Source organism: Testudinibacter sp. P17/SS/0325, from assembly GCF_053570765.1.
In genome coordinates this window covers 498,462-513,733 of the sequence record NZ_CM131635.1, presented here as the reverse complement: position 1 = coordinate 513,733, position 15,272 = coordinate 498,462, and the positions used below count along the sequence as shown (strand labels likewise).

At 50.1% G+C, this 15,272-nt stretch carries 14 protein-coding genes; 5 read left to right on the top strand and 9 right to left on the bottom strand.

Annotated features, from left to right (window positions below; genetic code table 11):
* The first annotated feature begins 102 nt into the window (after positions 1 to 102).
* Positions 103 to 1,542, top strand: coding sequence for a glycogen synthase GlgA (gene glgA / locus ACWA50_RS02570; RefSeq protein ID WP_431053766.1), 1,440 nt, complete (start codon positions 103 to 105; stop codon positions 1,540 to 1,542).
* Positions 1,543 to 1,571: 29 nt separating this feature from the next.
* A complete protein-coding gene (glgP, locus tag ACWA50_RS02565; protein WP_431053765.1) occupies positions 1,572 to 4,007 on the top strand; it encodes a glycogen/starch/alpha-glucan family phosphorylase in 2,436 nt (811 codons plus the stop codon).
* 105 nt (positions 4,008 to 4,112) lie between these two features.
* On the opposite strand, the gene ACWA50_RS02560 is transcribed toward glgP, so the two are convergent.
* From ACWA50_RS02560 to metL, 3 genes are all read right to left on the bottom strand, one after another.
* Complete coding sequence (locus ACWA50_RS02560) at positions 4,113 to 4,682, bottom strand: YbhB/YbcL family Raf kinase inhibitor-like protein (protein WP_431053764.1); 570 nt, start codon at positions 4,680 to 4,682, stop codon at positions 4,113 to 4,115.
* 85 nt (positions 4,683 to 4,767) lie between these two features.
* A complete protein-coding gene (locus tag ACWA50_RS02555; protein WP_431053763.1) occupies positions 4,768 to 5,550 on the bottom strand; it encodes a helix-turn-helix transcriptional regulator in 783 nt (260 codons plus the stop codon).
* Between the two features lie 4 nt (positions 5,551 to 5,554).
* Entirely contained in the window at positions 5,555 to 7,960 is a 2,406-nt protein-coding gene (metL, locus tag ACWA50_RS02550; protein ID WP_449343112.1) for a bifunctional aspartate kinase/homoserine dehydrogenase II, read from the bottom strand.
* Positions 7,961 to 8,151: 191 nt separating this feature from the next.
* On the opposite strand from metL, the gene metJ reads away from it, so the two are divergent.
* Positions 8,152 to 8,469 (top strand): met regulon transcriptional regulator MetJ, encoded by a 318-nt coding sequence (gene metJ, locus ACWA50_RS02545; RefSeq protein WP_431053761.1) that lies wholly within the window; start codon positions 8,152 to 8,154, stop codon positions 8,467 to 8,469.
* Between the two features lie 163 nt (positions 8,470 to 8,632).
* Here metJ and ACWA50_RS02540 read toward each other — a convergent pair whose 3' ends face one another.
* The 4 genes from ACWA50_RS02540 to murB are packed head-to-tail and all read right to left on the bottom strand — an operon-like array spanning position 8,633 to position 12,347.
* Positions 8,633 to 9,985 carry an alanine/glycine:cation symporter family protein gene (locus ACWA50_RS02540; RefSeq protein ID WP_431053760.1) on the bottom strand — a complete coding sequence of 451 codons (1,353 nt, stop codon included), beginning with the start codon at positions 9,983 to 9,985 and terminating at the stop codon, positions 8,633 to 8,635.
* A 30-nt stretch (positions 9,986 to 10,015) separates the two neighbouring features.
* On the bottom strand, positions 10,016 to 10,330 hold the full coding sequence (locus ACWA50_RS02535; protein ID WP_431053759.1) for a DUF2322 family protein: 315 nt from the start codon (positions 10,328 to 10,330) through the stop codon (positions 10,016 to 10,018).
* Positions 10,331 to 10,376: 46 nt separating this feature from the next.
* Entirely contained in the window at positions 10,377 to 11,324 is a 948-nt protein-coding gene (gene birA / locus ACWA50_RS02530; RefSeq protein ID WP_431053758.1) for a bifunctional biotin--[acetyl-CoA-carboxylase] ligase/biotin operon repressor BirA, read from the bottom strand.
* Entirely contained in the window at positions 11,325 to 12,347 is a 1,023-nt protein-coding gene (murB, locus tag ACWA50_RS02525) for a UDP-N-acetylmuramate dehydrogenase (RefSeq protein ID WP_431053757.1), read from the bottom strand.
* Between the two features lie 152 nt (positions 12,348 to 12,499).
* Here murB and ACWA50_RS02520 point away from each other — a divergent pair, with 152 nt between their 5' ends.
* Positions 12,500 to 13,408 carry a DMT family transporter gene (locus ACWA50_RS02520; protein ID WP_431053756.1) on the top strand — a complete coding sequence of 303 codons (909 nt, stop codon included), beginning with the start codon at positions 12,500 to 12,502 and terminating at the stop codon, positions 13,406 to 13,408.
* A gap of 81 nt (positions 13,409 to 13,489) precedes the next feature.
* Positions 13,490 to 13,831 carry a GIY-YIG nuclease family protein gene (locus ACWA50_RS02515; RefSeq protein ID WP_431053755.1) on the top strand — a complete coding sequence of 114 codons (342 nt, stop codon included), beginning with the start codon at positions 13,490 to 13,492 and terminating at the stop codon, positions 13,829 to 13,831.
* A gap of 23 nt (positions 13,832 to 13,854) precedes the next feature.
* Here ACWA50_RS02515 and slyD read toward each other — a convergent pair whose 3' ends face one another.
* Both slyD and ACWA50_RS02505 read right to left on the bottom strand, forming a co-directional pair.
* Complete coding sequence (gene slyD / locus ACWA50_RS02510) at positions 13,855 to 14,469, bottom strand: peptidylprolyl isomerase (RefSeq protein ID WP_431053754.1); 615 nt, start codon at positions 14,467 to 14,469, stop codon at positions 13,855 to 13,857.
* An 80-nt stretch (positions 14,470 to 14,549) separates the two neighbouring features.
* The gene (locus ACWA50_RS02505; RefSeq protein WP_431053753.1) at positions 14,550 to 15,266 is read right to left on the bottom strand and encodes an SIMPL domain-containing protein; all 717 of its coding nucleotides are present in this window, start codon (positions 15,264 to 15,266) and stop codon (positions 14,550 to 14,552) included.
* Positions 15,267 to 15,272: the final 6 nt, after the last annotated feature.

Sequence of the window (15,272 nt, the reverse complement as noted above, 5' to 3'; positions counted from 1 at the left end):
TCTTCTCTCTATGACGAAGGAAACATAAATTGAAATCATCTCCGCTCAGCGCAGAGATGATTTTCTATTGTTAGCAGAAGATAAAATACAGGATAGCAGCCCATGAAAATTTTACACGTTTGTTCCGAGCTTTACCCGTTATTGAAAACCGGCGGTTTAGCCGATGTAACCGGCGCCTTACCCTTTGCGCAACAGCAAAACGGCGATGACGTACGCGTTTTGATGCCGGCATATCCGGCGGTGGTTGCCGGTTTACCGCAAAGCGGTGTCGTCGGCACCTTTGATACTTTTGCCGGTGAAGTGACCTTGCGTTACACCGATTACAACGGTTTGGGCATTTATTTGATCGACGCACCGCACTTGTATCAGCGCGAAGGCAATCCGTATCATGATCCGCACTACAATGATTACGGCGACAATTATCTGCGTTTTGCCTTGCTGGGTTGGTTCGGCGCGGAATTGGGCGACAAGCTGGATAGCTGGTGGAAAGCCGATGTGGTGCACGCCCATGACTGGCACGCCGGGATGGCGTGCGCCTATTTGTATGCCAAAGGCAGACCGGCAAAATCGGTGTTCACCATTCATAATTTAGCCTATCAGGGGCAATTTCATTATCGGCATCTGGCTGAAATCGGCTTGCCGCCGGAGATGTTTAATGTTAACGGGGTCGAATTAAACGGGCAAATTTCTTATTTGAAAGCCGGTTTGTATTACGCCGATCACGTTACCGCCGTCAGCCCGACCTATGCCCAAGAAATCACAACCGCGGAATATGCCTATGGATTGGAAGGTTTGCTCAACACCTTGCAACAGCAAGGCAAGTTGAGCGGGGTGTTGAATGGCGTGGATTATACCATTTGGAATCCGGAATCGGATTCGCACCTGCCCGCCAACTACAAACTGAAAAGCATGGCCGGCAAAACCCGTTGCAAAACCGAGTTGCAAAAGGTATTTCGGTTGCCGGAAGACAAAAATGCCTTACTCTTTGTGATGGTGACCCGCCTGACGGCGCAAAAAGGCGTGGATTTGTTATTACAGGCGCTACCGCAAGTGCTAACCGAAGGCGTGCAGTTTATTTTGTTGGGTTCCGGCGACAGTCAATATGAACAGGCGTTTTCACAACTGGAATTGCAATACCCGCAACAGGTTAGCATCGAAATCGGTTATAACGAAAAATTATCCCATTTGGTGATTGCCGGCGGCGATGTCATTCTCGTGCCGAGCCGCTTTGAACCTTGTGGCTTAACGCAGCTATATGGGTTAAAATACGGCACGCTGCCATTAGTGCGAGCGACCGGGGGGCTGGCGGATACCGTGGTGGACAGCGATAAAGAAACAATCAAAGTGCGGTCGGCAACCGGATTTGTATTTGGCGAAGCGTCAGTGGACGGTTTAGTGGACGCATTTGAACGGGCAAAAGTGCTATGGAAAGCCAAACCGCAGTGGTACAAAGTGCGGATTAACAGTATGGAAGCTGATTTTAGTTGGCGATTGGCAGCGGAACAATATTCTGCCATCTATCACCGTCTTTTTAATGTATAAATAGTTATCGGGTAAAAGCAGGAAACCTTATGAATCATATTGTTACACCAAACGGCACACTGCCGAGTGTGGAAAGTTTTAAAGAAACAATTGTGCAAAAACTTATTTACGCAATTGGGCGCGACCCGGGCGTCGCCAGTCAGCGCGACTGGTTAAACGCAACCTTGTATGCGGTGCGCAATTTGGTGGCAGAGAATTGGCTGAAAACCCAGCGAGCCACCCAATCGCAAGATGCCCGGCGGGTATATTATCTGTCAATGGAATTTTTGATGGGGCGTACCTTGTCCAATGCCATGATGTCGGAAGGCGTTTATGATATCGTGCGCGAAGCCTTAGAACAGCTGGGCTTGGATTTGGAAGAGATTATCGAAAAAGAAGTGGATCCGGGCTTAGGCAACGGCGGTTTAGGGCGCCTGGCAGCCTGCTTTTTAGATTCTATCGCAACCTTAAATTATCCGGGAATGGGCTACGGTATCCGTTATGAATACGGGATGTTCCGCCAAAAAATCGTGGACGGACAACAAATCGAACGCCCCGACGCCTGGTTGGAAAAAGGCGTGCCGTGGGAGTTTATCCGCCCGACCAAACGTTATAAAGTCGAATTCGGCGGGCGTATCTATCAGGAAAACGGCAAATGGCGTTGGGTGGATACCTCGCAAATTATTGCGCTAGGTTACGATCAAATTATCCCCGGTTATGAAACCGATATGGCGAACAGTTTGCGTTTATGGGCGGCTAATGCCGGCGATGTGTTCGATTTAACCAAATTTAATCAAGGCGATTATTTTGCGGCAATGGAGCGGCAAAACCGCTCGGAAAACGTATCACGCGTATTGTATCCGGATGATTCCACCTATTGCGGACGCGAACTGCGTTTACGTCAGGAATATTTTTTGGTTTCCGCCTCCTTGCAAGATATTATCAGACGCCATCAATGGCAGCATAAAACACTGGAAACCTTAGCCGACAAAGTGGCGATTCACCTTAACGATACCCACCCGGTATTGGCAATTCCCGAATTAATGCGCATTTTGATCGATAAAGAAGGATTCAGTTGGCAAAAAGCGTGGGATATTACCTGCAAAGTGTTCTCTTATACCAACCACACCTTGATGAGTGAAGCGCTGGAAACCTGGCCGGTGGATATGATGGGCGCGATTCTGCCGCGTCATTTGCAGATTATTCTGGAGATTAACGAGTATTTCCTGAATAGTATCAAAGCGTACACCGAAAAAGATCCGGATTTAATCCGCCGCGTCTCTTTGATTGACGAAAACGACGGGCGCAAAGTCCGCATGGCGTGGCTTGCCGTGGTGGCTTCGCATAAAATCAACGGGGTGGCGAAACTGCATTCCGACTTAATGGTCAAATCCATTTTTGCCGATTTCGCCAAAATCTATCCTGAACGTTTCTGCAATATGACCAACGGTATTACGCCTCGCCGCTGGATTGGCGTGGCTAACCCGGGCTTGTCATCGGTATTCGACAAATATATCGGCAAAGGTTGGCGTAAAGATCTCAGCGAACTGGAACAGCTGAAACAGTATTCGGATTTCCCGAAATTTATGGACGAAGTGCGGTCGGTGAAAAAAGCCAACAAAGTCAAATTGGCAAACTACATCGCACACAATCTGAATATCGTGGTTAATCCCGACGCGCTGTTCGACGTGCAAATCAAACGGATTCACGAATATAAACGCCAGCACTTAAACCTGTTGCACATCATCGCACGTTACAACGAGATTCTGCGTAATCCGGAAAAAGACTGGACGCCGCGGGTGTTCATCATCGCCGGTAAAGCGGCTTCGGCGTACTATGCGGCAAAACAGATTATCCGTTTAATCAACGATGTTGCCAACGTGATCAACAACGATATGCGCGTGCATGATAAGTTGAAACTGGTGTTTATCCCGAACTACAGCGTCAGCCTTGCGCAGTTGATTATTCCGGCCGCCGATGTGTCCGAACAAATTTCATTGGCGGGTACGGAAGCCTCCGGCACCAGTAATATGAAATTCGCCCTCAACGGCGCTTTAACCATTGGGACGCTCGACGGCGCAAACGTGGAAATTTTGCAAAATGTGGGCGCAGACAACATCTTTATCTTCGGCAACACGGTAGAGCAAGTGGAAGCGTTACGCCATCAAGGCTACCATCCGTCGACTTATTACGAAAACGATCCGCAACTGAGAGAAGCAATGCAACAGGTCACCAGCGGCGCATTCAGCCCGAACGAACCGAGCCGTTATCAATCGTTCTCGCCGTTCAGCGACTACTACCAAGCCTTTGCCGATTTCCGTAGCTATGTGGATACGCAACAACAGATCGATGAGGTTTATAAAGACCAAAACCTTTGGGTTGCCAAAGCGATTCAAAATATCGTCAATATGAGCTACTTCTCATCAGACCGCACCATCAAAGAATATGCGGATCAAATCTGGCACTTGCAACCGGTGAAGCTGTAAAGTGCGGTTTCCCGTTGAAATAACCCTGAGCCTGGCAATTGCCAGGCTTTTTTGTGGGCGAGAGCTTAGAATCAAGTGTGGTTAACCTTCAAAGCGTAACGTTGGTTAACGCCGGTAATACGCAGTAAATGAGGCTTTATCAATGGTGTGGGCGTTCACCAAAAAGCCGCCAAGTGCGGTGGTGGTGTCTTGGTTTACATCGAGTTTCGCCACATTCAGTGCGTGGACGGTGAAAATATAACGGTGCGCTTTGTCACCTTCAGGCGGGCAAACGCCGCCCCAGCCGTGGTAGCCGTAATCGGTTTTCAGTTGGAATGCGCCTGCCGGTAAAGTGCTGCTGTCAATCGCACCGGCATTGGCGGTAAGCTCATTGACTTGTGCCGGAATATTGACGACGTACCAATGCCAAAAACCCGAGCCGGTCGGCGCATCAGGATCATACACCGACAGCGCAAAACTTTTTGTGCCTTGCGGTGCGTTTTTCCAATTCAGTTGCGGCGATTGGTTATCGCCTTGGCAACCGAAGCCATTGAATTCAAAGGTTGGGGGAATATTCTGTTCCGCTTGCAGTTGCGGACTACTCAGTTGAAACGGCTGACGGTCGCCAGCAAATGCGTTTGCTGCGCTGAATGCCAGCAGTGAAGCGGCGGTTAATGTGATTTTCAGTGATTGCATAAAATACCTTCTGATATGGTTAAAGTGCGGTGATTATCCGCCAAAAAAGGCAATCGGCTTATGCGCGGCAGTTCAGATTTTAGCCCTATTCAGCCAATCCGTGCGTTTTGATTTGCGAAGGCAAAATGGCGAAGTGTTGTTTAAATGCGGCGCTGAAACGGCTTTGCGATTGGTACCCGCAGCGAGAGGCAATCTCGGCGAGGCTGTCTTCCGTGCCGAGAATCAAGGAAAGTGCGGTGTCGAGCCGTAGTGCCTGTAGCCATTGGCGGAAAGCCGTATTTTCTTGCTGTAAACGGCGTTTCAGCGTGCTTTCGCTCATATGAAATCTGTCGGCAATCTCGCTGAGTGTCCAGTGGCGGCTGAGATCCTGTTCGACCAACGCCTGCATTTTATCCGTCCAACTGAGTTTTTCCGCCGGCGGAAACACAAACTGATGTTCGGCAAGTTGCAATAACAGTTCCAAGGTGCGGTGCCGTTTTAATGTTGGGCTGAGTTGCGGATCGCGCAAACCGTCCCAAGTGCGTTGAAAGCAATCGCTGAGTGCCGGGGTATAAATGCGCTGCCGTATTTGAGGCCCAAGCGTTTTAAATTGCGGGTAGAGTTGATAAAACAGCGCAATCGTTTGCGGGGAAAGGTGAATGATATTCGAGCGGTAATCGGTTTGCAAAGTGCGGTTAATCATTTCCCAACGACTGTCTTTCAATAATACAAACAGTTCATTCTGTCCGATTTGACGTAGAACGCCCTGTTGTAACAGCACTTTCTGACCGCACTTGACCTGCCCGATCATGTGCTGGCGGATTTGCACGCGGCGCAGATGATGGCTTTTATCCGATGAAAGGGAAAAGGCAGAACAGCGGTCCATCATGCGCCTACAATAATTTCACCAGTCGGTTCAAATCGCTTTGAATTGCGCCGGCGGTCATGGCGGGGCCGGAGCTTGGCCCGTGAATGATCAGCGGTTTATCGCGATACCATTGGCTGCGGATAATGAACAGATTTTCCCCCGGCAGGGTTTGGCTGAGCGGATCGTCAGGATCAAGTTCTTCCAAACCGATGGTGGATTGCCCGTTGGCGTGGAAACGGGCGACGTAGCGCAGGCTCAAACCGTCTTCCTGTGCGTTCAGATACCGCTCTTCGAGAGTTTGGTTTAATGGGGCGAGTGATTCAAAAAATTCATTGAGCGAAAGTTGTTCGGCGTTGCCGTCTAACAAGGATTCCACTTTAATCTTTTGCGGATCAATGTCATAACCGGCACTGCGCGCCGCAATCAACAGCTTGCGCATTGCGTCGGTGCCGCTCAGATCTTCGCGCGGGTTGCGCTCGCTCAAGCCCTGTTGCCATGCCTGTTCGATCAGCTCGGCAAAGGTGTGGAGATGTTGATCGTATTGATAAAACAGCCAGGTCATGGTGTCGGAAAACGTGCCTTCAATCGACAGAATGGTGTCGCCGCTCTCGACTAAATCGCGCAAAATGGTGTTAATCGGCAGACCGCGCCCGATGGTAGCGTTGTACAGCCAATGGCTGCCCGATTGTTGAAACGCATTTTGCAGTTCATGGAATTGCGCCAACGGAAATGCCGCGCCGCGCTTATTGGCGCTGATGACATGAAAACCGTGTTTGGCAAAATTGAGATAATGCTTGGCGACTTCATCACTGGCAGTGATATCGAGCACAACCAATTCATCAAACGGATGGGCGCTCATCCAATTCAGCAACTGTTTTGGTTCCAGCTCTTGCGCCTGTTGTTCAAATGCCTCATCTAACGTGCGGTTTTGTAATGAAGGGAGTAAACCTTGGTAACTGAGCCAACCTTTGGTGCTGGATACCAGCCCGATTAAGGTGAAATTAAATTTACTGCGCGCCGACAAGGCTTCCCGCTGTTGGCGATAGAGATCGATCCAGGTTTTTGCGATGGTGCCGTTGCCCAGCACCACCAAACCGACGGTTTTGTGCGGGCGGAACAGATCATCGTGCACATTACGCAATAAGTCGCGCCCGACCGTTTGGCGCAAGATGGCAACGACGCTGATTTGATCCGGCGATTGCCAGATAAATTCCAACGGCTGGGTTTTCAACATTTGCAGAAAACGCATCATTTGCAAGGAATTGCGGCAGACCCCGTAGCCGACAATCGCCAACAGTGCCAAATCATAACGGATGGATGACGAATCGACCATCAGCGGCAACTGTTTGAATTGAATATAAACATTATCAATATACTCGATTGGATAAGCTAATTTGACGGTTCGCTGTTGCCGATCGAGGTGTTGTGCTAACGGTGTAAGCTGTTGTGTTGCTATCCATTGTTGGCATTGTTGTTGCCATTGTTCGAACTCTTGGTTTGGCGGCACGACCAATTCAATCAAACCGATTTGGTTGTGATGGGTGACGATTTTGCCGTGCTCGCTGGCGGATAGGGCGTGTTCGATTCGGGTTGAGCCGTGTTCCGGTTGTAAACTGCTGCGTAACAATAACGTCATCTGGTGGCTTTTGACCGGTTGCAGGGTACGGGCGTGCAAAACCGGGGCTGCCAAGCGCGCCAGTTCGGTGGCTTCGTCCACCCGCAGGAAACTCAGCAGATTGGCATTATTGATTTGGTGCGGATCGGCGCTGTAAACCCCGGCAACATCACTCCAGATCGTGACTTTATTCACATCGGCCAACGCCGCAATTTGGGTTGCCGAGTAATCCGAACCATTGCGTCCCAACAGCACGGTTTCTTTTGCCCGGTTTTGACAGATAAAGCCGGTGATAACCAACCGTTTGCCCCCGGCTTGTGCCAAGTGCGGTTGCAACCGTAGTCGGCTGCGTTCAAAATCCACTTGCGGCAACCGCGCTCTTTCGGCATATAAAAACAGGCGTGAATCCAAATAATGGTTTTCCAGCCCCAGTTGGTTTAAATAAGCGCTGACCAGTCTTGCGGTCCAAATTTCGCCGTGTCCGACCACTTCGGCATAGATGGCGTCACTGAGCGGTTTATCCAGCAGGGAAGAGAGGGATAAAATATCTTCTAAAAACTGTTGTGAAACGCTTTCGGGGTGGTTGAGCAGCCGGTTGGTTTGGGTCAGATAATGGAATTTGATTTTTTGCAGTTGCTGATTGGCACTGACCGGATCATCCGCCGACAGTGTTATCCATTGAATCAGATTATCGGTCAGTTTGCCCATCGCCGACACCACGATTAAATCTTGCGGCTGGGTATGCTGTTTAATGATGTTGGCAACGTTACGGATATGTTCGGCATCCGCCAAGCTGCTGCCACCGAATTTATGCATTTCTCTCGTCGAGCTGACTACCATAATTCTCTCGCAATCGGTTGTTCTGATTTTAGCGTAGTTTATCAGTTTTCTGCCGCTATCAAAATAAGCGTATTTTATTTTTAGCAGTCTTTACGTCCAGATTGTTATTTTCGTGATTTTTGTTAAAATAGCCAAAGTTTTTATAAGGATTTTTAAAAGGATTCAATATGGCGGAGTGGAACGGCAAATATATCAGCCCTTATGCGGAACACGGCAAAAAAAGCGAACAGGTGAAAAAAATCACGGTGTCGATTCCGATTAAAGTGTTGGAAATTCTCACCAACGAACGCACCCGCCGCCAAATCCGCAATTTGCGCCACGCCACCAACAGCGAATTGCTGTGCGAAGCCTTTCTGCATGCGTTTACCGGACAACCGTTGCCGACCGATCAGGATTTGATGAAAGAGCGCAGCGATGAGATTCCGGAAGCTGCCAAAGCGTTAATGCGCGAGTGCGGTATTGATCCGGAGACATGGGAATATTAGGCAATCACACTAAAAAAGCGCGTCAATGGATATGCTTCAGGCTAATGACAAAGTCTCTTGCTCTAATTATTTCCCTCCCTCCGCATGCGGAGGGAGAGAAGTCAGTTTGTCAGCAATCTCAAGCGCGTCAATGGACGTGCTTTTCATATGAGCATTAATGACATTACGGCAATTCGCCGCTTTTGCGTTTGTCGATGAAGTCTTTGGTTTCACGCACAATCACGCCGGACAGGAACAACAACGCAATCAGGTTCGGAATCGCCATTAAGCCGTTGAATACGTCCGCGGCTGACCAAACCAAATCTAGTTGCAACACTGCGCCCGCCATCACCGTTGCCACGTAGACGATACGGTATAGGTTGACATATTTATCACCGAACAGATAAGCCGCGCATTTTTCACCGTAGTAACACCAACCGAGAATGGTGGAATAGGCGAAGAAAATCAGCCCGAAGGTGACGATCCAGCCGCCCGGTCCCGGCAGCATTTTATTGAAGGTCAGGGTGGTCAATGCCGCACCGCTTTGCCCGTCGCTATATAAACCGCCCATCACTAATACAATGCCGGTGATACTGCACACGATAATCGTATCTAAGAAGGTGCCGGTCATCGATACCAACGCTTGGCGCACCGGATGATCGGTTTTGGCGGCTGCGGCGGCAATCGGCGCCGATCCCATCCCCGCCTCATTGGAAAATACGCCGCGCGCCACCCCGTAACGCACCGCATTGCCCAAAATCGCCCCGCCGACGGCGTTCGCGCCGAAAGCATGGTCGATAATGGTGGAGAGTGCCGGCATAAACAGTTCGGCATTGACGATAATGATTGCCAAACCGCCGAGAATATAGGAAATCGCCATAAACGGCACGATAATCGACGAGGCGCGGGCGATACTTTTAATCCCGCCCAATACCACAATAGCGGTCAGCAAGGTCAAGATTACGCCGGTCACGGCGGTATTCACCCCGAATGAAGTGTGAATCGCATTGGCGACCGAGTTGGATTGCACCGAACTGCCGATACCGAACGAGGCAATCGTACCGAACAAGGCAAACAGCAACGCCAGCCATTTCAGCTTCATGCCGCGTTCGATGTAATACATCGGACCGCCGGACATTTCGCCTTTATCATTGACGATCCGATATTTAACCGCCAACACGCCCTCGCCGTATTTGGTCGCCATGCCGAAAATCGCGGTCAACCACATCCAAAACACCGCGCCCGGTCCGCCGCTGACAACGGCGGTGGCAACGCCGGCGATATTACCCGTGCCGATGGTGGCGGAAAGTGCGGTCATCAGCGCGCCGAAATGGGAAATATCGCCGTGATGATCGCTGCCGTCCTCTTTTTTCGGGTGGGGGCTAAACGCTTGTTTCAAGGCAAACGGCAATAAACGGAACTGTAAAAAAATCAGACGGAGGCTGAGGTAAATCCCGGTACCGACCAACAACGCCAGCATATAAGGCCCCCAGACATAATCGCTGAGGGCATTAAAGAAATCTTGAACAGATTGCATAGTGTTTTCCGAATAATAAAAGGCTGAAAATTAGCGTAACGGCTGTAATTGTAGGGTTTGCTGCGTTTGAAGCACGCGGAACAGCAGATCGATATTCGGATGTTTGCCCGGATTCCGTTCGGCGTCGGCAACGTGTTCGGCAAACCAAATCAAGCCTTGTCGCGCCGCTTGCGGATGAAGCTGTTGCGCAAAGTGTTCCGCCAAGGCGTTGTACAGCCGCAGCGATCCCAATTTACCGGCAATCGCCGGAATATGGTGAATTACGTCGCCCGCGGCATTCAACACGTTTAAACCGCTTAAATTTTCGACGCGCGGCATGGTTGCCAAATAATCTTGAAATGTCATAACAGTTCCTTATAAATCAAAATGAAAAAAGCGTTAATTTGCGCTATCAGCCTAACGGACGCACGGAAATCTCACCGATATGAAAACGCTGTAATTGCCCGTCGGCGGTTTGCAGCAATAATTCGCCGCTGTCGCTATCAATCCCTTGCCCAATCCCGTGTAATTCCGTATTCGGCAGCAGCAGTTTGATCGGTTTTTGGTAAAAATGATCGTATTGTTGCCAACGTTGTAAATAGGGGGTGACGCCGTGTTGTTCCACTTGCAGCAAAACGTGCTGTAAATTGTTGGCGAGGGTGGCGACCAGTTGGTTGCGTTCAATCCGAACCGCACTTTCGTTTAAATTCGCCCAAGCCTGTTCAATTGCCGCGCCGTCGGCTGGGCGCATACTCAAATTTAAGCCGATCCCCATCACCAACGCCTGTTTTTGTGCGGCGAAGGCACGGCTTTCAATCAAAATGCCGCCCAGTTTGCGCCCGTCAAAATAAATATCGTTCGGCCATTTGATACTGATATTCTCCACGCCCAATTCGCTTAGGGTGTCGGCAAGACAGATCCCGATGACTAAACTGAGCGCTTGCAAACGCTCGGCAGGCTGCCGGAAGTGCCACAGCAAGGAGAAATAGAGATTTTGCGCAAACGGCGAATGCCATTGGCGCCCGCGCCGTCCGCGTCCGGCGGTTTGCCTTTCGGCGGTGCAAATCGTCCCCGACGGCAAGGTTTTGCGCTGCAATAAAAATTCATTGGTGGAATCCACGCTGCGCAGCACCAATGCCGTTCCGTAAGTCAACCTGCGGTTGATTGCGGCTTGATCGAGTAAATTCAACGGTTCGGACAGTTGGTAAACCTGATCTGCCGAGCACCTAACGTTTAAGCCCCAAGTTTGCAGCTGGTGCAATACTGCCGCCCGTTGCGGTGCGTTCATCGCCGGCAGCAAGTGCGGTTTGCCGTCCGCGAGTAAGGTTAAAACCGATTCGAGTTGCGCTTGTTCCGTCATTTAGCCGATTGCCTGTTCGCTGTCGATCTCACCGTCGGCATTGAAAAACCGCACTTCCGCTTGCAATGCCACCTGAAATTTGGCTGACACCTGTTGCCGCACATGGCGCGCCAGTTGTAACACATCATTTGGCGTGGCATTGTTGCGGTTAATTAGCACCAACGCTTGCTGCTGGTGCACCGCCGCGCCGCCGATTTGACAGCCTTTCAAGCCGCATTGGTCGATCAGCCAACCGGCTGCCAGTTTGACCGTGCCGTCCGCTTGCGCAAACGCCGGCATATTCGGATAATCGGCAAGCAATTGTTGGTATTGCGCTCGGCTGACACTTGGATTTTTAAAGAAGCTGCCGGCATTGCCGAATTCGTTCGGATCAGGCAGTTTACTGCGCCGCACTCGACACACTTCGTTATAGATTTGTTTTGCGCTGACGGTTTGCGAATCCAATTGGGCAAGGGAACCGTATTGCAGTTGCGGCCGCCAGTTTTTAGCCAACTTTAAGCCGATTGCCACGATAGCGTAATCCCGCTGGTAAGGCGCGTGCTTGAAAATACTGTCGCGGTAGCCGAAGCCGCATTCTTCACGGCGGAAACGCCGGATTTGACCGCACTTCAGATCTAACACGTCGACATAATCGCACACATCATCAAATTCCACCCCGTACGCGCCGATATTTTGAATCGGCGCAGTGCCGGCACAACCGGGGATCAACGCCAGATTTTCCAGCCCGTTGTAACCCCGTTCGACGCAAAAAGTGACTAAATTATGCCAGTTTTCGCCGCCGTTAACGTGCAGATAATGAAAGTGTTCATCTTGCTTGTGCTGAATGCCTTCAATCCGGTTCAGCAGCACGACACCGTTAAAATCGGCTAGGAATAAGACGTTGCTGCCTTGTCCTAACAGCAGGCGAGGTTGATCGGCATAGGTTTGCCAAACTTGTTGCAATTGCCCGACGGAGCGGATTTCAATAATCGCGTTGGCTTGTAGCGATAGTGAAAAAGTGTGAAACGGTTGTAAACTTTGCATAATTTTTTAGGGGTAACCAATGAATTTGTTTAGTTTACCGATCAAATCGAGATGAGCAATCAGAAATTTAGCAAAATCGGATTTGCCTTGTCGCTGTTTCCGTCGGAAGTGATTATAATAAAAACAATTCTAAACCAAGAAAGGTTGAAAACGTGCATAAATACCGCGGCGAACTGATTTTATTGCTGGTCAGCATACTGGCGGCATCCGGTTGGCTATTTTCCAAATATGCCTTGCAAGAGCTGCCGCCGGCGGGATTTATCAGCGTGCGTTTTCTTGCGGCGGCGTCGCTGTTTCTGCCGCTTGCCTACCCGCAATTGCGCCGTTTGTCACGCCGACAACTGAAAAGTGCGGTCACGGTCGGTGCGGCGTTTAGCCTGAATTTGTTTTTGTGGGTGCAGGGCATGAGCTATACCGAAAACATGGGCGAGGGTGCGTTTATCGTCAGTTTGTCGATGTTGTTGGCGCCGTTGATGTCATGGCTGATTTTCCGCCATCGCCCGCAACGGATGTTCTGGTTCTGTCTGCCGCTTGCCGCCGCCGGGTTGTTTTTATTAGCTTCGGGCAGTGGGTTGCATTTGTCGCTCGGCAATGCGCTGTTCTTGTTGTCGTCCACCGTGGCGGCGACCTCGTTTGTACTGAACAGCCAATTTTCCAGAACCGTGCCGGTGTTGCCGCTCACCACCATCCAATTGGCCATGGTCGGTATTTTTTGCGGGATCTTTTCTCTCTTATTCGAAAGCTGGCAATTTCCGATTAGCGGCAGCACTTGGGGCTGGGTTGCCATTAGCGCGGTGTTCGCCACCTCGTTCCGGTTTTTGCTGCAAGTGATCGGGCAAAAACACAGCCAAATCACCAATGCCGCGATTATCATGATCTTAGAACCGGTCTGGACACTGCTGTTAAGTATCAGTTTACTCGGCGAAATCCTTACTTGGCAAAAAGCCCTCGGCTGCGGTTTAATCCTGACCGCACTTTTCGCCTACCGCCTGCAACCGCAGTTTCGTTACCGTCAATTATTATGGCAGCAGAAAAAGCGGCGTAAAAGCAAACGGCGTTAACAAACCGGCTTATCTGCCGAATGAGCCGAATATCAGATTATTTCAGAACCGATTGTATAGCGCCAATATGGAACGATATTGATGACCATCTTGATTGACCCGGACTTGCTCGAGCTTGAACCGCACTTTGCGTCTGATCCAGCGCAAAAACAGTGGTGCGTCTATTTTTTGTTATGTCAAAACAATGCGTTGTATTGCGGTATCAGTAATCAGCCGAAAGTGCGGTTTCACGTGCATTTGAGCGGCAAAGGCGCAAAATTTACCCGTATGCATCCACCGCTGGAAATGCGTTTGATTTATCACGGCTTATCGCGTGCCGACGCCAGTCGCTTAGAAGCGAAAATCAAGCGTTTAAAGACGGAACAAAAACGGCAATTGTGGGATAGGCTGGCAAAAAGAAAGGCGGAAAATTTCCGCCCTTGAGTTTGTTTGTGACACTAATCGAATTAGTGCTTATGTTTACCGCCGCAGCAGCCTTCGTGGCCGTGGTGGTGTCCGTGATGATCGTGCTCATGTCCGTGGTGATCATGGTTGTGTCCGCAACCGCAGCCGTGACCTTCTTCGTCACTGTCGTGTCCGCCGCAGCAACCGCCGCCTTCGGCGTGGATATGACCGTGGGCGATCTCTTCCAAGGTCGCTTCGCGGGCGGCAACGATTTCCACGTTAAACAGTAATTCCTGACCGGCTAACATATGGTTGCCGTCAACCACGACATAATCGTCGCCCACTTCGGTAATCACCACCGGCAACGGACCGATGTCGGTATCAGCGATAAAACGCATGCCGACTTCCAAATCGTCAACGCCGACAAACACATCTTTCGGTACGCGTTGCACCATATTATCGTTGTATGCGCCGTAACCTTCTTCCGGTTTCACCCGTACTTCCAGTTTTTCACCGACTTCACGGCCTTCAAGGGCGTTTTCCAAGCCGATCACTAAGTTATTGTGTCCTTGCAGATACTCTAACGGTTGATTTGCCGGCGCTTCATCGACTAACACCCCATCTTCAGTACGAACTTGATATGCGATACTGACTACAACATTTTTTGCAATTTTCATCGGCTACTCCGCCTTAATTAATGGATAAAAGAGATAGAAAGCAGGATTATACGCTAACCCTGCCGATAAGTTAATGGACGTTATTCATTTATCAGATCAATAGAGGCGTTCAGCTGAATTTTCAAGTCCGCCACGCCGCTTTGCACCTGCATGGGTTCGGCTTCGCTGCTGGCAAAGACGGCTTTGCGTTCATAATAGATTGTTTGCTGGTCGTTACCGGATTCATTCACACTGCTAATGTCTAAATTAGCCACACGATAACTTTTGGCAGACAAATTTTTACTGATCAACTCGGCTTTTTGTTTAAACGCTTGTAACACTTCTTCGGTTAGCGCTTGCTCTAATGCCAGTTTCCGTGTTTGGGAGACGGTGAAATTGGTGTTTTGCACCGCCAGCTGTTCGCCGGTGGCGGCGATTAATTCGGAAAGTGCGGTAAAATCTTGGCTTTCCAAGGTGATTTCCGCGTAATCCGTCCAGCCGCTCGGTTTGCCCTGTTTATCGTAATTGATATAGGTGCGGCGGTTAGTCATGCCGGTTTGAATATTGCGTTTTTTGGCTTCTTCTACTGCCAGATTCAGCTTTTGTGTGACGGTTTCGCTGATCGCTTTTAAGGTTTTGCCCGACTCCTGCGCATACAGCACCACCTGCATCGTGTCGCGTTCGACTTGGCGCAACACTTCGACATTGAAATTCACCCGTTGCGGTTCGTGGTCTTTGTCAGCGGCAGCCTGTGTCGGAAGTGCGGTTGCCAATAAGAACATACCGCTGCCAAGTAGGGTTTTCAGCTGTTTTTTCATCTTTTG